The organism is Micromonospora pattaloongensis, from assembly GCF_900107255.1.
In the GTDB taxonomy this organism is placed as follows: domain Bacteria; phylum Actinomycetota; class Actinomycetes; order Mycobacteriales; family Micromonosporaceae; genus Micromonospora_I; species Micromonospora_I pattaloongensis.
Genome location: NZ_FNPH01000013.1, coordinates 35,905 through 53,216 on the forward strand (window position 1 = coordinate 35,905; position 17,312 = coordinate 53,216).

Consider the following 17,312-nt stretch of genomic DNA (forward strand, 5'->3'; position numbering starts at 1 on the left):
ACACGCGCGAGTTACTCCCTGATCACGCCGGGTATTGGTGGTTGGTAGGGGAACAGTCTGCTGGGCGATCAACCTTGAGGAGGATTCGCCATGAAGCTCAGTGACCCGACCAGCCGCAAGAAGGACAAGGACTACGACCAGTCCGACGTGGAGCACCTGCTCCGCAAGCGCCCCTGGCACAGCTACGACCAGATGGTCAACTGGCTGAAGGAAGAGGGCGACGAGGACCGGCGGTTCACCCCGGGCGAGGTCGAGCGGATGATCGCGGACCTGTCGCGGCTGCAGGAGCGGCGCGTGCCGTTCACCAAGGACCCGGATCGGCTCTGCCACGAGATGAAGGGTTGACCGGGCCGTACCCGAAGAGAACCGCCCCCGTCGGCGCCGCGCGAGCGGGCCGGGCGGGGGCGGTCACGCGGTCAGGACGCGACGGACGCCAGGTATGCCTGGGCCTTGTCCGGGCTCATGAACCAGTTCTCGAAGTCGGTCGGGTCGGAGAAGCCGTTGGCGAAGCGACGCGCGACCGTCTCGTTGCCGGCGGCGGCGCCGAGAATGCCCTGCACGTGCTCGGGCAGCGGCTGCAGCATCGCGTTCGTCCAGCCGGTGACGTGCCGCCCCGTCGACTCCCAGAACCACTCGAAGGTCTGCTCCATCCAGGCCCGGTCGAACGGCCGGTCGCCGTGCGCGAGGATCGCCTCGACGTACGCCGCCGCGCACTTCGCGGCCGTGTTGCTGCCCTGGCCGGTGATCGGGTCGTTGGCGATCACGACGTCGGCCATGCCGAGCGCGATCCCGCCCGAGGGAAGCTGGGCGACCGGTCGCCGCACGGTCGGGGTGTAGCGGCCGGAGAGGGTCGCCCGCGCGTCGGTCAGCTCCACGTTCGCGCACCGCTCGTAGATCCACGGCACGTACTGCTTGGCCAGGTCGAGGGTGAGCGCGAGGTGCTCGTTCGGGTCGCGCCGCTCCTGCCACAGGTCCAGCGGGCCGCCCGGAACCGCCTCCCAGAACAGGATCTCGCAGTTGCCGTTCAGGGTGTGGCAGGGCATCACGAACAGCTCGCCGAGGCCGGGGACAGCGTTGAAGCTGACGTGCGGCACCGGCCACAGCGGGTCCGGCGTCATCCCGTGCACGTACGCCACGGCCAGGCCGCGCTGCGGGGTGGTGTACGGCGAGCGGGCCGGGTCGCGGTCGAAGACGCTGACCAGCTCGCCCTTGCCGGCCGCTACCACCGTCAGGTCGTACCGGCCGAGGCTGGTCAGGCCGTCGAGGTCGGAGGTGGTGACGCCCTGGTAGTGGACGGTGCCGCCGCGCTCCTCGAAGAGCTCCAGCCAGGCCGCCATCTTCACCCGCTGGTCGACGCTCTGCGCCGGCTCGTCGATCGGGGACTCGATGCGCAGCGCCCGCTCGCCGGGGGGCGCCGACAGCGACACCTGCAGGCCCTGGATCTGCGGGGTCGCGGCCTGCCACAGGTCGAGGCCGTAGATCCGCTCGGTGCGCAGCGCGTTGCCGAACATCGCCTGCGTGCTCATCACCCAGCCGCGGCGGATCTCGTCGGGGGTGCGCGCGGACATCACCGTCACGTCGTACCCCTCGGCCTGCAGGCTCAGGGCGAGTTGGAGCCCGGACTGCCCGGCGCCCACGATCAGAATTCTGCGCATTGGTATCTCCAGAGGGGCATCTGTGTTTCCTGAAGGGGGAGCTACCGGGCGGGGAAGGCGCCCGGAGCGGTGTGGCCGGTCCGCTGCATCGTGTGCGTGACCACCGCCATCAGCGCCTGCGCCACCGACGACGGGCTGCGCGCGTCACAGGTGATCAGCGGGACGTCGGGGGAGAGCGCGAGCGCCTGCCGTACGTCGTCGAGGTGGTGGGTCAACATCCCGTCGAAGAGGTTGAGGCAGACCACGAACGGCAGGTCGCTGTCCTGCTCGAAGTAGTTGATCGCGGCGAAGGACGCGTCCAGCCGCCGGGAGTCGGCCAGCACGAGCGCCCCGACCGCGCCCCTGCACAGGTCGTCCCACATCGGCCAGAACCTCGCCTGTCCGGGCGTGCCGAACAGGTAGAGCACGAGGTCGTTGGAGATGGTCAACCGGCCGAAGTCCATCGCGACCGTCGTGGTGGTCTTGTCGATGCCGGGGTCGAGCCGGTCGATCGGCTCGCTGGCCGCGGTCATCCACGCCTCGGTGTTGACCGGCGGGATCTCCGAGATCGCGGCGACGCAGGTGGTCTTGCCCACGCCGAACCCGCCGGCGATGACGATCTTCGCCGAGGTCAGCGTCGGGTTGTCAGGCAAGCTTGCGGAGGCCATCGAGGAGTCTCTCCAGAAGGCGGCGGTCGAACGGGGACTCGTACGTCTCGGCGTGGACCAGCAGGCGGTCGGTGGACGCGAGGTCGTCCACCACGACGCGGGTGACGCCCAGCGAGATGCCGGAGAAGGCGGAGAGCTCCGCCAGCGACCGGGTCTCGCGCGCGTGCTCGTAGAGCGTGCGCTGCTCGGGCAGCAGGCCGGCGGCGAAGACCGAGTCGTAGTACGGCACCGAGACCAGGGTGTGCACGAGCAGCTGCTGCCGGGTCCGGGTCCGACCGCCGGTCAGGACGTACGGCCGCACCTTCCAGTGTCTTTTGGCCAACGTCGGTTCGCTCCTTGGTCCGAGTCGGTCAGCGGGTCGGCTGGGTGGCGGTGATGCGGTGCAGGTCGGCGCGCATCTGCGGGGTGAGCACGTGCCCGACCGCGCCGACGAACTGCGTCATCTGGTAGGCGACGACGCGCAGGTCGCAGCCGGCGGTCGCGGCGACCGCCAGGCCGGCCGAGTCCCCGACACGCATGAAGAGCAGGTGGCCGCGCGGCAGCCGGATGGTGATGTACTCCGAGGAGCCCAGCTCCAGCAGGGCGGCGCCGCGGTCGGCCATGCTGATCATGCCGGCGGTGAGCGCGGCGAGCTGGTCGCCCAGGTCGCGGGGGACCGCGCCGGAGGCGACCAGCTGGAGCCCGTCGAGCGAGACGAGCAGCGCGTGCGTCACGCCCGGCACCTCGTCGGCGAACTGCCGGATGAGCCAGGCGAACTCCTGCGGCCCGCGCACGCCGCCGGGCTGCAGGGTGGGGCTGCCGTGTGGTCTGGTCATCGGGGGTTTCCTTCGGAGCTGGGGTCGGTGGCCGTGCGCAGCGCGTCGCTGATGCCCGCGGCGAAGTCGGCCGTCTCGTCGGCCCACCGTTCCCGGTCACCGCTCGGCTCCCCGAAGCTGGGGGTGGGGGCCGGCGGTGCCGGGTCGTCGCCGCGCAGGCTGGCCGGCACCCGCACCGGCAGGCCGGTGGCGGTGGCCCGCGGCGCCACCGCCGGGAGCGCCGCGGTGTCGCTGCCCACCACGGGAACGCCGTTCGCCGTCGCCGGGGCGCTGTGCGGCGCCACGGGCGGGGCGCTGTGCGGTGACGGGGCGGCGTGCGTCGCGGCGCCCGTCGGCCGCGCGACCGGCGCGCCCGCGGCGTGCGCGCCCCCGGAGCGGCGCTCGGCGTGCCGCGGCGCGGGCACCGCCGGCTCCGCGCCGCCCTGGTACACGACGAACGGCGGGCGCTGCGCGGGCGGTGGGCCGCTCACCGGCATCGCGGGCGGGGCGGGACGGCCGGCGGTCGGTACCTGGGGGATCTCACAGAGCAGCCACTCCGGGATGAGTACGGTCGCGGTCGTGCCGCCCGGCTCCCGGCTGGTCAGCTGGACCCGCATCCGGTGGGCGAGCGCCAGCCGTTGCACGACGGCGAGTCCGAGTTGCAGGGCCGGCTCGGCGCGCAGTGGGGCCGGGCTGTCGGCGGCGAGCATCGTGTTGAGCTCGCGCAGCTGGTCGGGGCGGATCCCGACGCCGGTGTCCTCGATGCGGAGCAGGATGCTGCCGCGCTCGGTGAGGTGCGCGGACACGATCACGCGGGCCGTGGGCGGAGAGAACCGGGTGGCGTTGTCCAGCAGCTCGGTGATCACGCGGATGACGTCGTCGGCGGCGAACGCGACGACCGCGAGCTCGGCGATCCGTCCCAACTGGACGCGCTGGTAGTACTCGATCGCCGAGGACGACGCGCGGACGACGTCGAGCAGCGCGGTCACCTGCGCTCCGGCGTCCTCCACCTTCCGTCCGGTGAGCACCTGCAGGTTCTCGGCCTGGCGGCGCACCCGGGTGTTCGCGTGGTCGATCCGGTAGAGCTTCTCCAGTCGGTCCGGATCGCGCTCGTCGGCCTCGGCCGCTTCCAGCTGACCGCCCATCTGGTACGCGGCGGCCATGATGCGCAGCGCGAACTGCTCGGAGATCGCGGGCCACGGATCCGGAGCGGGCTGCGGGCTCGCCGGCGCCGGTGGGGCCGGCTCGGGTAGCACGTCGACCGTCGGGTCCAGCCAGCGAGCAAGACTCCGCCGCCATCCGCTCGTCCCGCTCATCACGCGACCTCGCCGTACATGCCCGCTCTTTCGGTTGTTCCCGACCTGCGAATCATTCGCACGGTTTGCCCCTCGGGTCGGCAGTCAATCACCGCCGTGCCGGGAAGGCAAGGCTTCGGTTTGTGGGTGATGTAACGCGCCAGCTCCGTTGCGCTGCCGGGGTTAGGGCCTATGTGGCGCGCCGTCGACGGCCACCACACCGTCCATTGTGCAACGTCGTTCGGCGAACGTCTCTCATCACGCATCGTGAATGCGTCGTCACCTCAAGATCGCTTCCCACCAGTGTGATCTCGAACCGGCGGCCGCACGTGGTGGTCCGGTCCTGGTCGGCGACCGGTCCGGATGGAGTCCCGTCCCGGTGTCCCGGAGCGGGGGCGTCGCCGCGCCGCGGCGATCATGGAGCGGCATGGGGGTTCTTCAGATGGCGAGAATGCTCGCGATCATGATTAAAAGGGTATTTGCGCACCTAATCGACGGATCTTCGGTGGGGCGCTTGGGCTGGCCGTTGCAGTGATGTTGCGCGCATTCTCCGCCAGCTGTGGGGGTATGCCCCATTTGATCCCTGGTTGAACCGGTGTGGCCGGATGTCAATCGGCGGATTTTTGGCGATCATGAGCGAATGCACGTTCCGGCCGGAGACGCCCTGCACTACAGCGACGGTTCGCACCGCTGGGTGCCCGCCGATCCGGCCGCGGACCCCGAGGGCTGGCGCCGGGTGATCGAGGCGCACATCCAGGAGGCCGCCGCGGCGGGGGGCTGTGACGCGCCGCGCCAGCGTGCGCGGCCGCGACCGGCGTCCGGGTCGCCCGGATGGGGCCGCGTCCGGGGCGTGCGGTCGGGCGAGGGGCGCGGCGTGCGGTCCGGCGAGGGGCCGGCGTCCGCGGCCTGAGGTCGGATGGCGCGATTGCGTCGTCGGGCGGGTCGGCCCCGGGGTATCGACGGGCGCCTCTTGACACCGTTGTAAGAAGTTTCTAACTTTGCGGCAACGTTTCATCTTTGTTTCACGCGCGCGAGTCCCCCTCTCCGTCGCCGGGCATTCGCCCCAGGACCCAGGAGGTCCGATGCACCACCGCCGACCACCCTCGCTCGGCCTGGTCGCCGCCCTGACCGCGGCCCTGCTCACCCCCGTCGCCTCAACCCCGTCCCCGGCAGCCGCCGCGCCCGCCGGCACCAGGAACGTCATCGCCAACCTCTTCGAGTGGAACTGGAACTCCGTCGCCAGCGAGTGCCAGAACTTCCTCGGCCCGCGCGGTTACGGCTACGTACAGGTGTCACCGCCGCAGGAGCACGTCCGCGGGCAGCAGTGGTGGGTCGCCTACCAGCCGGTCAGCTACCGCATCGAGTCCCGCAAGGGGACCCGCGCCCAGTTCCAGTCGATGGTCAACACCTGCCACAACGCGGGCGTGAAGGTGATCGTCGACGCGGTGATCAACCACATGTCCGGACAGGACGCCGGGGGCACCGGCTGGGCCGGCTCCTCGTACGGGCACTACAACTACCCGGGCATCTACCAGACCCAGGACTTCCATCACTGCGGCCGCAACGGCAACGACGACATCGCCAACTACAACGACCGGTACGAGGTGCAGAACTGCGAGCTGGTCAACCTCTCCGACCTCGCCACCGGGTCCGAGTACGTGCGCGGTCGGATCGCCGGGTACCTCAACGACCTGCTCTCGCTCGGCGTCGACGGATTCCGGCTCGATGCCAGCAAGCACATGCCGGCCGCCGACATCGCGGCGATCCGCGGCAAGCTCTCCCGGTCGGCGTACATCGTGCAGGAGGTGATCTACGGGGCCGGCGAGCCGATCCAGCCGGGCGAGTACACCGGCAACGGCGACGTCCACGAGTTCCGTTACGGCAAGGACCTCGGTCGGGTGTTCCGGCGCGAGCGGCTGGCGTACCTGAAGAACTTCGGTGAGGCGTGGGGGCACCTGCCCGGCGGCAACGCCGCGGTCTTCGTCGACAACCACGACACCCAGCGCGACGGCGGCGACGTGCTGACGTACAAGGACAACGGGATCTACGCGCTGGCCAACGCGTTCATGTTGGCCTGGCCGTACGGCTCGCCGACGGTGATGTCCAGCTACGACTTCAGCAACCGCGACCAGGGCCCACCCTCGGACGGCTCGGGCCGGACCAGCAACACCACCTGCTTCTCCGGGTGGCGCTGCGAGCACCGCTGGCAGGTGATCGCCAACATGGTGGCGTTCCGCAACGCGGTCGCCGGCACCTCGGTGGTCAACTGGTACGACAACGGCAACAACCACATCGCCTTCGGTCGCGGCAACCGGGGATATCTGACCATCAACGACGAGGACTCCGCGGTCACCGGCCGTCGCTACCAGACCCAGCTGCCGCCCGGCCGCTACTGCGACGTGATCCACGGCGACCACACCGGCGGCTCCTGCACCGGCCCGGTGATCACCGTCGACTCCGCCGGCTGGTTCTCCGCCGACGTCCCCGCCCACGACGCGGTGGCCATCCACGCCGGCGCGAAGATCGGCTGACCCCGCTCCGGCCGGCTTCGCCTCGCGCATTTCCTCAGCTCGGTCCGCGGCCCGCCGATGGTCGATCGTGCACCACGCAACCGTGCTGCGGCACGCGTACCCCCAAGCCCCGCCCGCGGCCCCGGAGCCCCGCGCCGCCGGGGCGGCCCGTCCGTCGCCGCGGGGCACGTGGCGCCGGCTGCGTGCCGCGGTCGGCACGCTGACCCGACCGTCCGATCCGGACCGGATCGCGCAACCGGCGACCCCGGGTCGCCACCGGGCGACAAGACGTGACTGCGCGCCCGGGCGGCGAGCGGGCGCCATGAAGGGCGCCGCCGCGGTCCGACAAGGATCGGCGACGGCGTCCGCTCCGGGTACGGCGCGTGCGGCTCAGGCACGACGTGGTGGCGAAAGTCGAGCAGGGGAGTCGAATGAATAAGCAGGCAGGCGCGTTGTTCGCCGCCATCGTCGCGGTCGGTCTGGGTCCGGCCGTATGGCTGGGCGGCACGCTGCTCCGGGGCGATCCGGTCCCGGCCGCCCCGGTGCCGGTCAGCACGCCCGAGATCACCGAATCGCCCAGCCCTTCGCCGTCGGAGCCGGAGCCGGAGCCCGAGCCGGAGCCGACCGAGACCCTGTCGCCGACCCCCGCCCCGACCGAGGAGCTCGACCCGGACGGGGTGTGGACCCCGCCGGGTGGGACGGCGTCGACCTCGAAGCGGGCGACGCCGACCCGGTCGATCTCGCCGTCGGTGACGCGCACCACCACGCCGTCCGGGCACCCGGAGCCGGCCGTCGGGTAGTCCGACTTCCGATCGTCACGCCGTGACGCCGCGACCGCGGCGTCACGGCGTTTTCGCGTCGTCGGCCATTTTCGCGTCGTCGGCTTCTCCGGGGCCGTCGACGACGACATTGACAGCCATCGTGCCGTCGTGTGTGAATGTCTGCACGGCCGGGCGGGAGCGGTGTGGCCGATCCGGGAGCCCGAGGGCAGCTCCCCGACACCCAGACATCGTTCGGTCCTGCGCGCGCACGCGCGCGGGCGTCGCCACCGGTGCCCTCCTTCTCCGGCGCGAACCGGGCGGTTGTCTGCCCGCAACGCCCGGAGAGGAACCGGTACATGCGCAAACCCATCGTCAGCGCCGTCGCGGCCACGGTCGCCGCGGCCGGGATCGCGGTCGCGGTCCAGGCCACCGTCGGCACAGCGCCGCCGGCCGCCGCCGCGGCCGCCGAGCCGTACTCGTGGCGCAACGTCCGGATCGACGGCGGCGGCTTCGTGCCCGGCATCGTCTTCAACCCCACCGAGCGCAACCTCGTCTACGCCCGCACCGACATCGGCGGCGCCTACCGCTGGGACCAGGCCAACCAGTTCTGGACGCCGCTGCTGGACCACGTCGGCTGGGACCGCTGGGGCTACAACGGAGTGGTCAGCCTCGCCGCCGACCCGGTGCAGACCAACCGGGTCTACGTCGCCGCCGGGATGTACACCAACAGCTGGGACCCGAACAACGGGGCGATCCTGCGGTCGGCCGACAAGGGCGCCACCTGGCAGACCACGGAGCTGCCGTTCAAGCTCGGCGGCAACATGCCCGGGCGGGGGATGGGGGAGCGCCTGGCCGTCGACCCGAACCGCAACAGCATCCTCTACCTCGGCGCGCCCAGCGGCAACGGCCTCTGGCGCAGCACCGATCACGGCGCCACCTGGTCCAAGGTCACGAACTTCCCGAACCCCGGCAACTACGTCGCCGACCCGAGCGACCCCAACGGGTACGGCAGCGACAACCAGGGCGTCGTCTGGGTGACCTTCGACAAGCGCACCGGCAGCGCGGGCACCGCGACCCAGACCATCTACGTGGGGGTGGCGGACAAGCAGAACACCGTCTACCGCACCACCAACGGCGGCACGAGCTGGGAGCGCCTCGCCGGTCAACCGACCGGGTACCTCGCACACAAGGGGGTGCTGGACACCGTCGGCGGCTACCTCTACATCGCGACCAGCGACACCGGCGGCCCGTACGACGGCGGCAAGGGCGACGTGTGGAAGTACCACACCGCGACCGGGGCGTGGACGCAGATCAGCCCGATCCCGTCGAGCAGCGCCGACGACTACTTCGGCTACAGCGGCCTGACCATCGACCGGCAGAACCCCAACACCATCATGGTCGCCACCCAGGTCTCCTGGTGGCCGGACGTGATCTTCTTCCGGAGCCGGGACGGCGGGGCGACCTGGAGCCGGATCTGGGAGTTCAGCAGCTATCCCACCCGCACCAACCGCTACACCATGGACATCTCGTCCGCGCCGTGGTTGACCTTCGGCGCCAACCCCGCCCCGCCGGAGACCGCCCCGAAGCTCGGCTGGATGACCGAGTCGCTGGAGATCGACCCGTTCGACTCCAACCGCTTCATGTACGGCACCGGCGCGACCATCTACGGCAGCACCGACCTGACCAAGTGGGACACCGGCGGCCAGATCACCATCCGCCCGATGGTCAAGGGACTGGAGGAGACGGCGGTGCTCGACCTGATCAGTCCGCCGACCGGGGCCCCGCTGATCAGCGCGCTCGGCGACATCGGCGGCTTCCGGCACACCAACCTCGACGCCGTACCGCCGATGATGTTCACCCAGCCCGTCTTCACCAACACGACCAGCCTGGACTACGCCGAGCTCAACCCGAGCGTCATGGTCCGGGCCGGCAGCTTCACCGACGCGGACCGGCCGTCGGACAGTCACGCCGCGTTCTCCACCGACGGCGGGGCGAACTGGTTCCAGGGCACCGAGCCGCCCGGCGTCAACGAGGGCGGCACGATCGCCGCCGCCGCCGACGGCAGCCGGTTCGTCTGGGCGCCGCGGAACGTGGGGGTCCACTACTCCATCGGTTATGGCAACAGTTGGAGCGCTTCGACGGGGCTGCCGCCGAACGCGGTCGTCGAGTCCGACCGGGTCAACCCGGCGAAGTTCTACGGCTTCAGCGGTGGCACCTTCTACGTCAGCGCCAACGGCGGGGCCAGCTTCACCGCGACGGCCGCGACGGGGCTGCCCACCGGCGACGTCGCGGTCAAGGCGGTGGCCGGGCGGGAGGGCGACATCTGGCTCGCCGGCGAGACCGGACTGTTCCGCTCCACCAACTCCGGCGCCTCGTTCAGCAGGGTCGCGGCGGCGACGAAGGCGGTCAACGTCGGCTTCGGCAGGGCGGCGCCCGGGCAGACGTACCCGGCGGTCTTCGCGGTCGCGACGATCGACGGCGTGACCGGGGTCTACCGGTCGGACAACGCCGGCGCGGGGTGGGTGCGGATCAACGACGACAGGCACCAGTACGGGAACATGGGCGGGGCGCTGACCGGCGATCCGAGGGTCTACGGGCGGGTCTACCTCGGCACCAACGGCCGGGGTGTGCTGGTCGCCGACCGGCTGGGTGGTCCGACCGGGCCGCCGACGAGCGGACCCACCAGCACCCCGACCGCAGGGCCGACCACCGGCCCGACGACGCCGCCCACGGGCGCTCCGACGACGCCGCCGGCCGGCGGCTGTTCGGCGGCGTACCGGGTCACCGGCTCGTGGTCCGGCGGGTTCCAGGCCGAGGTGACGGTCCGCAACACCGGGACCTCGCCGATCAGCGGATGGACCGTGAGCTGGAGCTTCCCCGACGGACAGACGATCTCGCAGCTGTGGGGCGGCACGCACACCCAGGCCGGGGCCCACGTCTCGGTCCGCAACGCCGCCTACAACGGCCCCCTCGGAGCGGACGCGACGACCACGTTCGGCTTCCTCGCGAGCTGGACGGGGCGCAACGGCGTCCCGGCGGCCGTCAACTGCGCGCGGAGCTGACGCCGGCGCGACCGCACGGATGGGCCCGCCGCGCCAGCGGCGGGCCCATTTTCGGCGCGATGTGGAGACGACGCGCGATCCGGACAAGATCCGCGTGCATCGGATCGACTCTCCGCGACGGTCGTCCTACATTCCGTGCGGTAGCGGTTGTCGTGCGCCCGCGCCCCCGGTGCCGGACGGCACCGGCGGCGCGGCAGGGAGGCGGGGAGCATGGGCAGAGCGGACGTCGAGCAGGACATGGTGCGCGCGACCGAGGCGTTGCAGGCCGCCCTCGACTTTCTGATCCGGTACGACCACGCGCACGCGGTGCTCAACGGCAACGGCAGAGCCGGGCCGCTCTCGCCGCTGACGCTGCACACCGACGACGGGCTGCGCGCCGCGCACCGGGTGCTGACGCACCTGCGCGAGGTGAACGGTCGGCCCGCACCGGCGGCCGCCGCCCGGCGGGACGTCCCGGCGCCGCGGTCGCCCGGGCCCGCGCTCGGTGAGCCGGTCCAGCCGGGCTGGGGCGCGCACGGCGACCCCGGCGAGTGAGGCGCGCTGGCCGCGCAGGGTCTCCGACGGGCGCTCGAAAGCGGCCAGCGGCTGGAAGATGCGACTCTGAAGGATGTAAAGGCTTGCATCTGCGAGGTAAAGTCGCGGCATGGCTGCGTACCGCATCGGCGAGGCGGCCGAGCTGCTCGGCGTCAGCGCCGACACGGTCCGGCGGTGGGTCGACTCCGGCCGGCTGGCCGCGGCCCGCGACGACCACGGCCACCGGATGATCGACGGCGTCGACCTCGCCGGGTTCGCCCGGACCCTGGCCGACGAGCCCGACACCGGCGGCGCGCGCTCGTCGGCGCGCAACCGGCTGCGCGGCATCGTCACCGCCGTCACCCGCGACGCCGTGATGGCGCAGGTCGACATCCAGGCCGGCCCGTTCCGGGTGGTGTCGCTGATGAGCCGGGAGGCCGTCGAGCAGCTCGGCCTCGCCGTCGGCTGCGTCGCGGTGGCCGTCATCAAGTCGACCACCGTCGTCGTGGAGCTGCCCCGGTGATCCGGCGCGCCCCGGCCGTGGCGTTGACGGCCCTGCTCGCCCTGACGGCGCTCGCCGGATGCGGCGGCCGATCGGCGCCGCCCGACCCCGACGCCCCGCCGACCGGCCGGGTCACCGTCCTCGCGGCGGCGTCCCTGACCGATCCGTTCACCCGGATCGGCGCCGATTTCGAGGCCGCCCACCCCGGCGTGAAGGTCGACTTCTCCTTCGCCGGCAGCTCGCAACTCGCCCAGCAGCTCGCGGCCGGCGCGCCGGCCGACGTGTTCGCGGCGGCCGATCCGCGCACCATGGCCGCCGCCACCGAGAGCCGCCGGACCGCCGGCCCGCCGCGCGTCTTCGCCCGCAACCAGCTCGTGATCGCCGTACCCGCGGGCAACCCGCGGGGGATCACCCGGCCCGCCGACCTGACCGCCGCCGGCGTGCGGGTCGCGGTGTGCAACGCGCAGGTGCCGTGCGGGGCGGCCGCCCGGAGGGCGTTCGACGCCGCCGGCGTGGCGCTCACCCCGGTCACGCTCGAGCAGGACGTCAAGGCGGCGCTGGCGAAGCTGCGGCTGGGCGAGGTCGACGCGGCGCTGGTCTACCGGACCGACGTGCGGGGGTTGCGCGACGTCGAGGCGGTCGAGTTCCCGGAGTCGGCGGACGCGATCAACGACTATCCGGTGACGGCGTTCGGCGACGGGCCCAACCCGGCCGGGGGATTGGCCTTCGCCGCGTACGTGCTCTCCGCCGACGCCCGGGCGGTGCTGGCCGCCGCCGGCTTCGGGGCGCCCGCGTGACGCCGCTGCGCGAGGCGCCGCCGGCGACGCGGCCGGCCGACCGGCGCGCGCTGCGGCGGCGCCGCCCGCTCGGCCGCGCGCCCGTGCTGCTGGTGGTCCCCGCCGCGCTCGGGCTGCTCTTCCTGGTGCTGCCGCTGGCCGGGCTGCTCGTCCGGACGCCGTGGGGCACGCTGCCGCAGCGGTTGACCGCGCCCGGCGTGCTCGAGGCGCTGCGCCTGTCGCTGGTCACCGCCACGCTCGCGACGTTCGTCTGCGTCGTCCTCGGGGTGCCGCTGGCCTGGTTGTTGGCGCGGACCGCGTTTCCCGGTCGGCGACTGATCCGCGCGCTGGTCACCGTGCCGCTGGTGCTGCCGCCGGTGGTCGGCGGCGTCGCGCTGCTGCTCGTCTTCGGCCGACGGGGGCTGCTCGGGGCGTGGCTCGACGCCACGTTCGGGCTCTCGCTCGCCTTCACCACCACCGGCGTGGTGCTCGCCGAGGCGTTCGTCGCGATGCCCTTCCTGGTCATCGCCGTCGAGGGGGCGCTGCGCGGGGCGGATCCACGCTTCGAGGAGGCGGCGGCCACCCTCGGGGCCAGCCGCTGGACGGCGTTCCGGCGGGTCACGCTGCCGCTCGTCGCGCCCGGCGTGGCCGCGGGGGCGGTGCTGTGCTGGGCCCGCGCCCTCGGGGAGTTCGGCGCGACCATCACGTTCGCCGGCAACTTCCCGGGCCGCACCCAGACCATGCCGCTCGCCGTCTATCTCGCGCTCGAGACCGACCTGCAGGCCGCGGTCGTGCTGAGCCTGGTGCTGCTCGCCGTCTCGGTCCTGATTCTGGCCAGCCTCCGGCACCGTTGGATCACCGCGCCGTGACCGCGCCCGACGCGCTGCTCGACGCGCACCTGGTGGTCCAGCGGGGCCCGTTCCGCCTCGACCTCGCGCTGTCGGCCGCGGCCGGCGAGGTGGTGGCGCTGCTCGGCCCCAACGGCGCGGGCAAGACCACCGCGCTGCGGGCCCTCGCCGGGCTGCTGCCGCTCGACGGCGGCTACATCGAACTGGCCGGCCAGCGTCTCGACGACCCGGCCGCCCGGCGGTTCCTGCCGGCGGAGCGGCGCGCCACCGGCGTCGTGTTCCAGGACTACCTGCTCTTTCCGCACCTCAGCGCCGTCGACAACGTCGCCTTCGGCCCGCGGTGCCGGGGGGCGCGCCGCCGGGACGCGCGCGCCCAGGCCACCGCCTGGCTGCACCGGGTCGGCCTGGCCGAGCACGCGCACCGCCGCCCGGCGCAGCTCTCCGGCGGGCAGGCGCAGCGTGTCGCGCTGGCCCGCGCCCTCGCCGTACGCCCGGAGCTGTTGCTGTTGGACGAACCGCTCGCCGCGCTCGACGCCCGCACCCGGCTGGACACCCGCGCCGAGCTGCACCGGCACCTCGCCGCGCACTCCGGAGCCGCGTTGCTGGTCACCCATGACCCCCTCGACGCGATGGTGCTCGCCGATCGCCTGGTGATCGTCGAGGAGGGGCGGATCGCGCAACAGGGCGACCCGGCCGCGGTCGCCGCCCGCCCCCGCACCGAGTACGTCGCGCGGCTGGTCGGGCTGAACCTCTACCGCGGACGCGGGGCCGGGCACGCCGTCGTGGTGGCCGACGGGTTCGCGCCGACGCTCGCCGAGCCGCTGCACGGCCCGGCCTTCGTCGCGTTCCCCCCGGCGGCGGTCGCGCTGCACCCGGCGCGGCCCGACGGTGTCGCCGGCACCTGCTGGCCGGCGACGGTCGACGGGATCGAGCGGCACGGGGACAACGTCCGGGTGCGGCTGGCCGGGTCGGTCGCCGCGCTGGCCGACGTCGCCCCGGACGTCGCGGCCGAGCTGCGGCTGCACCCGGGGCTGCCGCTCTGGGCCTCGGTCGCGCCCGCGCGGGTCCGGGCCTACCCCGCGTCCTGACGGGCGGGTAGGCCCGGACACCGGGCTCGGGATCGCGGTGATTCGGTGCGGCGTCAGCGCTGATCGACGTCGACGTACGCGATCCGCTCCGTGATGTCCTCCTCCTGCGCGGTGGGGGACTGCTCGCGCGGGGCGACAGCGGCGCGGGCGGCCTGGCCGGCCAGCCAGCCCAACGCGACGCCGAGCGCGCCGGCGCCCACGATCCAGGCCCAGGGCAGGGGCCGCCGGCGGCCGGCGAGCGCGTCGAGCGCCGCGTTCGCCCGGCTCCACGCCTCGTCGGCGACCGGACCGATCCGGTCGGTCGCCTGGTCCGCGAGCGCGGACGTCTGTCGCTTCGCCTGCCGCGCGGTGTCGCCGGCGGTGCCCGCCGCCGAGGCGAGCTGCCGCCAGGCCTGCTCGGTGATCTCGTCCAGCCTGTTGCCGTGCTTGGTGCCGAGCATGTGCTACCTCCTCCGGTGCCGAACGGGAGCACCCGGTCTGATCGGGGGTCCGTCGCCGACGGTCGCGATTGCTCCCGGGCAGGAGGTGCCCGTTCGGGTTTTCCAGCAAACCCGCGATCATGCGTCGACGTCAGCGCGGGTAGACGCTGATCTCCACCAGGTTGCGGTCGGGATCGCGTACGTAGACCGAGGTGATCGGGCCGAGCGCGCCGGTCCGGGGAACCGGTCCCTCCTCGATCGGGACGCCGCACCCGGCCAGGTGCGCCATCACCTCGTCCAGCGGGGTCTCGGTGACCAGGCAGACGTCGGCCGAGCCGGGCGTCGGCCGGTGCGCATCCGGGGTGATCCGCTTCCCCTGGGGATGCAGGTTGATCTTCTGGTTGCCGAAGGCGAGCGCCCGCCGCCCGCCGCTGAACGTCACGGCCTCCATCCCGAGCACCCGGCTGTAGAACGCGACCGTCCGGTCGATGTCGGCCACCGTGAGCACGAGATGGTCGACGCGTTCGATTCTGATCATTCGATGCTCCCCGGCCGGGGCGGAGGGGGCGTGTCGGCGGGGCCGCGCACGGTGGTTTCCGGGCGAGGATACGAAGATCAGTACGTGTGCGGAGGGCGTTTCCGGTCGACGTGGTAAAGGCCACGCGGGACCCGGCCGGGGCCGGAAGCGCCCCTGTGGCGTCGGACCGGGCCGCTAGGGTGGGGGCGTCGCCGTTGAACGGTTTGATGCGCCATGCCGTCGGTGAATATGACGGCACTTGTCCAGAAATAGGGAGATATCGGCGGCGCGTCGGAAGGATTCCGGTCGAGCAGGGGTGGCGCCGATCTGACCGGCGGAATACGCTCGGTCGCGGCCCGCGTACTGATGAGGCGCCCGTCATGGGCGAGTGGAGGTGCTCGCGTGAGCCTGTCGATTGTCACGTCGACGCTGCCCGGTGGGGTGGTCGAGATCTCTCCTCGCGGGGAGATCGATGTGGACACGGCGCACGAGGTGCGCGAAGCGATCGCCGGGGTGCTGACCAGGAGCCGGCCCACGCGGATCCAGCTCAACATGCGGCTCGTCACGTTCATCGACTCCGTCGGCATCAGCGCGATGGTCGCCGGCTTCCAAACCGCCGAGGTCAGCGGGGTCAAGCTCGTCGTCACCGAGCCGAGCCGGTTCGTGCACCGGCAGCTGTGGGTGACCGGCCTGCTCGGGCTCTTCGGCGCCCCCGAGCCCTACTACGGCGGCGCCGGTCAGGTGCCCGAGGTGCTCCCCGGGGCCTGATTCTTTCTCTGCACGCGGCGCGGTAGCGGTTCGGCCGTACCGTCGCCCGGTGGCCTGCACGGCAACGGTGGCCGTTCGGCGCGCGGCCCGGCGCCGGAGCGCCGGGCCGCGACACTGTCAGTTCGACACTGTCAGTTCATCGACAGGTGAACGTGGTTGGTGTGGTCGCTGGACGGGTCGCCGTTGCCGTTGTTGTACGCCCGCCAGCCGCTGCTCGGCAGCCAGATCTGCCGGAACCAGATGACGTAGAGCACGCCGAGTCGGTCGGCGTTGTTCACGAAGTACGCGGCCAGGTTGTTCCCGTACGTCCGGTCGCCGCCGGTGGCGACGCCCCCGAAGCCGCCCGGCTGCGCCGCGAAGTCGCACGCCCGGCCCAGCGGATGTTCCCCGGGTCCGCCGTCGTTGCGGAAACAGGCGACGAAGCGTGTGAAGCCCGCGGCCTTGGCCTGGTTCAGGGCGTGCAGGGTGCGCGGGGTGAGGCAGCCGCTGGTGGTGGGGTCGTCGACGTTGCACGACTCCGGCGGCCAGGACCCGTCGGCGTTGCGTCGGGCCGGGGCCGCGGAGGCCGAGCCGCCGCCGACGCCGCTGACCTGCTGGCCGCCGCCGGCCGCGGCGAGCGCGTTCTCCGCCTGCTCCTTGCGCTTGGCCATGACCGCGAGCTGCTTCTTCTGCTCCGCGATCTCCTTGGCCACCGCGACCTTGGCGCGCCTCTCCTGGTCGCGCGTGTCGAGCAGCGCGCGGAGCTTGCTGTCCTCGTTGGCGGCGACCGCGCTGAGCGCGGCGGCACGGCCGAGGAGGTCGTCGCCGGAGCCGCCGTCGAGCAGGGCCGCGACCGGTCCGAGCCGCCCGGTCCGGTACGCCCGGTCGGCGACCTGACCGACCGTCTGCGTGCGCGCCGCGAGTTCCACCTCGACCTTCTTGAGGTGGGCGTCCAGCTCCTTCTGCCGCTTCGTCGACGCGGCGAGCGCGGCCTTGGCGGCGACAAAGCCCTTGCTGGCGGCGTTGAGCTGTTCGCGCAGTTTCGCGGTGCCGCCCTCGTCGATGTCGCCGGGGGCCGCGCGCAGGACGGCGGTCGCGCCGCCGGGCGCGGCGGTCGCCGGAGCGCCGGTGAGTCCGGCCGCGGCGGCGGCCAGCGCGAGGAACACCGCGACCATCCG

The 17,312-nt window shown here is 72.8% G+C and carries 19 protein-coding genes; 11 read left to right on the forward strand and 8 right to left on the reverse strand.

Annotated features, from left to right (window positions below; all coding sequences use genetic code 11):
• Positions 1-90 precede the first annotated feature (90 nt).
• The gene (locus BLW47_RS22510; RefSeq protein WP_091561836.1) at positions 91-345 is read left to right on the forward strand and encodes a hypothetical protein; all 255 of its coding nucleotides are present in this window, start codon (positions 91-93) and stop codon (positions 343-345) included.
• Positions 346-416: 71 nt separating this feature from the next.
• On the opposite strand, the gene BLW47_RS22515 is transcribed toward BLW47_RS22510, so the two are convergent.
• Genes BLW47_RS22515 through BLW47_RS22535 form a run of 5 tightly spaced genes read right to left on the reverse strand, consistent with a single transcriptional unit; the run spans position 417 to position 4,412 of the window.
• Positions 417-1,655 (reverse strand): styrene monooxygenase/indole monooxygenase family protein, encoded by a 1,239-nt coding sequence (locus BLW47_RS22515; protein ID WP_091561839.1) that lies wholly within the window; start codon positions 1,653-1,655, stop codon positions 417-419.
• 41 nt (positions 1,656-1,696) lie between these two features.
• On the reverse strand, positions 1,697-2,302 hold the full coding sequence (locus BLW47_RS22520; protein ID WP_175543763.1) for a GTP-binding protein: 606 nt from the start codon (positions 2,300-2,302) through the stop codon (positions 1,697-1,699).
• Positions 2,280-2,624: a DUF742 domain-containing protein gene (locus BLW47_RS22525; protein WP_091561843.1), complete on the reverse strand. Its 345-nt coding sequence runs from the start codon at positions 2,622-2,624 to the stop codon at positions 2,280-2,282. Before BLW47_RS22525 ends, BLW47_RS22520 begins: the two co-directional genes overlap by 23 nt.
• A 28-nt stretch (positions 2,625-2,652) precedes the next feature.
• A complete protein-coding gene (locus tag BLW47_RS22530) occupies positions 2,653-3,117 on the reverse strand; it encodes a roadblock/LC7 domain-containing protein (RefSeq protein WP_091561846.1) in 465 nt (154 codons plus the stop codon).
• Positions 3,114-4,412, reverse strand: coding sequence for an ATP-binding protein (locus BLW47_RS22535; RefSeq protein WP_091561849.1), 1,299 nt, complete (start codon positions 4,410-4,412; stop codon positions 3,114-3,116). Before BLW47_RS22535 ends, BLW47_RS22530 begins: the two co-directional genes overlap by 4 nt.
• A 619-nt stretch (positions 4,413-5,031) precedes the next feature.
• Here BLW47_RS22535 and BLW47_RS22540 point away from each other — a divergent pair.
• The 9 genes from BLW47_RS22540 (at position 5,032) to BLW47_RS22580 (ending at position 14,451) form a co-directional block, all read left to right on the forward strand.
• Complete coding sequence (locus tag BLW47_RS22540; RefSeq protein WP_091561851.1) at positions 5,032-5,301, forward strand: hypothetical protein; 270 nt, start codon at positions 5,032-5,034, stop codon at positions 5,299-5,301.
• A gap of 172 nt (positions 5,302-5,473) precedes the next feature.
• Positions 5,474-6,922 (forward strand): alpha-amylase, encoded by a 1,449-nt coding sequence (locus BLW47_RS22545; protein ID WP_091561854.1) that lies wholly within the window; start codon positions 5,474-5,476, stop codon positions 6,920-6,922.
• A gap of 410 nt (positions 6,923-7,332) precedes the next feature.
• Positions 7,333-7,701: a hypothetical protein gene (locus BLW47_RS25270; protein ID WP_091561858.1), complete on the forward strand. Its 369-nt coding sequence runs from the start codon at positions 7,333-7,335 to the stop codon at positions 7,699-7,701.
• A gap of 317 nt (positions 7,702-8,018) precedes the next feature.
• Positions 8,019-10,724 carry a cellulose binding domain-containing protein gene (locus BLW47_RS22555; protein ID WP_091561861.1) on the forward strand — a complete coding sequence of 902 codons (2,706 nt, stop codon included), beginning with the start codon at positions 8,019-8,021 and terminating at the stop codon, positions 10,722-10,724.
• Between the two features lie 210 nt (positions 10,725-10,934).
• Positions 10,935-11,258, forward strand: a complete 324-nt coding sequence (locus tag BLW47_RS22560; RefSeq protein ID WP_139307419.1) for a hypothetical protein — start codon at positions 10,935-10,937, stop codon at positions 11,256-11,258.
• 109 nt (positions 11,259-11,367) lie between these two features.
• Complete coding sequence (locus BLW47_RS22565) at positions 11,368-11,760, forward strand: TOBE domain-containing protein (protein ID WP_091561868.1); 393 nt, start codon at positions 11,368-11,370, stop codon at positions 11,758-11,760.
• Entirely contained in the window at positions 11,760-12,536 is a 777-nt protein-coding gene (gene modA, locus BLW47_RS22570; RefSeq protein WP_091562031.1) for a molybdate ABC transporter substrate-binding protein, read from the forward strand. Before BLW47_RS22565 ends, modA begins: the two co-directional genes overlap by 1 nt.
• Positions 12,533-13,384, forward strand: a complete 852-nt coding sequence (locus BLW47_RS22575) for an ABC transporter permease (RefSeq protein ID WP_091561872.1) — start codon at positions 12,533-12,535, stop codon at positions 13,382-13,384. Before modA ends, BLW47_RS22575 begins: the two co-directional genes overlap by 4 nt.
• On the forward strand, positions 13,366-14,451 hold the full coding sequence (locus tag BLW47_RS22580) for an ABC transporter ATP-binding protein (RefSeq protein WP_425435435.1): 1,086 nt from the start codon (positions 13,366-13,368) through the stop codon (positions 14,449-14,451). Before BLW47_RS22575 ends, BLW47_RS22580 begins: the two co-directional genes overlap by 19 nt.
• Positions 14,452-14,504: 53 nt before the next feature.
• On the opposite strand, the gene BLW47_RS22585 is transcribed toward BLW47_RS22580, so the two are convergent.
• Complete coding sequence (locus BLW47_RS22585) at positions 14,505-14,891, reverse strand: hypothetical protein (protein WP_091561876.1); 387 nt, start codon at positions 14,889-14,891, stop codon at positions 14,505-14,507.
• Between the two features lie 130 nt (positions 14,892-15,021).
• Entirely contained in the window at positions 15,022-15,408 is a 387-nt protein-coding gene (locus tag BLW47_RS22590) for a VOC family protein (RefSeq protein ID WP_217634918.1), read from the reverse strand.
• Positions 15,409-15,789: 381 nt separating this feature from the next.
• Here BLW47_RS22590 and BLW47_RS22595 point away from each other — a divergent pair, with 381 nt between their 5' ends.
• Positions 15,790-16,155: an STAS domain-containing protein gene (locus tag BLW47_RS22595; protein ID WP_091561879.1), complete on the forward strand. Its 366-nt coding sequence runs from the start codon at positions 15,790-15,792 to the stop codon at positions 16,153-16,155.
• Between the two features lie 131 nt (positions 16,156-16,286).
• On the opposite strand, the gene BLW47_RS22600 is transcribed toward BLW47_RS22595, so the two are convergent.
• A complete protein-coding gene (locus BLW47_RS22600) occupies positions 16,287-17,309 on the reverse strand; it encodes a coiled-coil domain-containing protein (protein ID WP_091561883.1) in 1,023 nt (340 codons plus the stop codon).
• Positions 17,310-17,312 lie beyond the last annotated feature (3 nt).

Bases quoted from the DNA above. Each gene is read 5' to 3' on its own strand.
- BLW47_RS22545 (WP_091561854.1), top strand. From the start codon at position 5,474: ATGCACCACCGCCGACCACCCTCGCTCGGCCTGGTCGCCGCCCTGACC.
- BLW47_RS22530 (WP_091561846.1), bottom strand. From the start codon at position 3,117: ATGACCAGACCACACGGCAGCCCCACCCTGCAGCCCGGCGGCGTGCGC.
- BLW47_RS22590 (WP_217634918.1), bottom strand. From the start codon at position 15,408: ATGATCAGAATCGAACGCGTCGACCATCTCGTGCTCACGGTGGCCGAC.
- BLW47_RS22520 (WP_175543763.1), bottom strand. From the start codon at position 2,302: ATGGCCTCCGCAAGCTTGCCTGACAACCCGACGCTGACCTCGGCGAAG.
- BLW47_RS22535 (WP_091561849.1), bottom strand. From the start codon at position 4,412: ATGAGCGGGACGAGCGGATGGCGGCGGAGTCTTGCTCGCTGGCTGGAC.
- BLW47_RS22540 (WP_091561851.1), top strand. From the start codon at position 5,032: ATGCACGTTCCGGCCGGAGACGCCCTGCACTACAGCGACGGTTCGCAC.
- BLW47_RS22585 (WP_091561876.1), bottom strand. From the start codon at position 14,891: ATGCTCGGCACCAAGCACGGCAACAGGCTGGACGAGATCACCGAGCAG.
- BLW47_RS22515 (WP_091561839.1), bottom strand. From the start codon at position 1,655: ATGCGCAGAATTCTGATCGTGGGCGCCGGGCAGTCCGGGCTCCAACTC.
- BLW47_RS25270 (WP_091561858.1), top strand. From the start codon at position 7,333: ATGAATAAGCAGGCAGGCGCGTTGTTCGCCGCCATCGTCGCGGTCGGT.
- BLW47_RS22555 (WP_091561861.1), top strand. From the start codon at position 8,019: ATGCGCAAACCCATCGTCAGCGCCGTCGCGGCCACGGTCGCCGCGGCC.
- BLW47_RS22600 (WP_091561883.1), bottom strand. From the start codon at position 17,309: ATGGTCGCGGTGTTCCTCGCGCTGGCCGCCGCCGCGGCCGGACTCACC.
- BLW47_RS22510 (WP_091561836.1), top strand. From the start codon at position 91: ATGAAGCTCAGTGACCCGACCAGCCGCAAGAAGGACAAGGACTACGAC.
- BLW47_RS22560 (WP_139307419.1), top strand. From the start codon at position 10,935: ATGGGCAGAGCGGACGTCGAGCAGGACATGGTGCGCGCGACCGAGGCG.
- BLW47_RS22565 (WP_091561868.1), top strand. From the start codon at position 11,368: ATGGCTGCGTACCGCATCGGCGAGGCGGCCGAGCTGCTCGGCGTCAGC.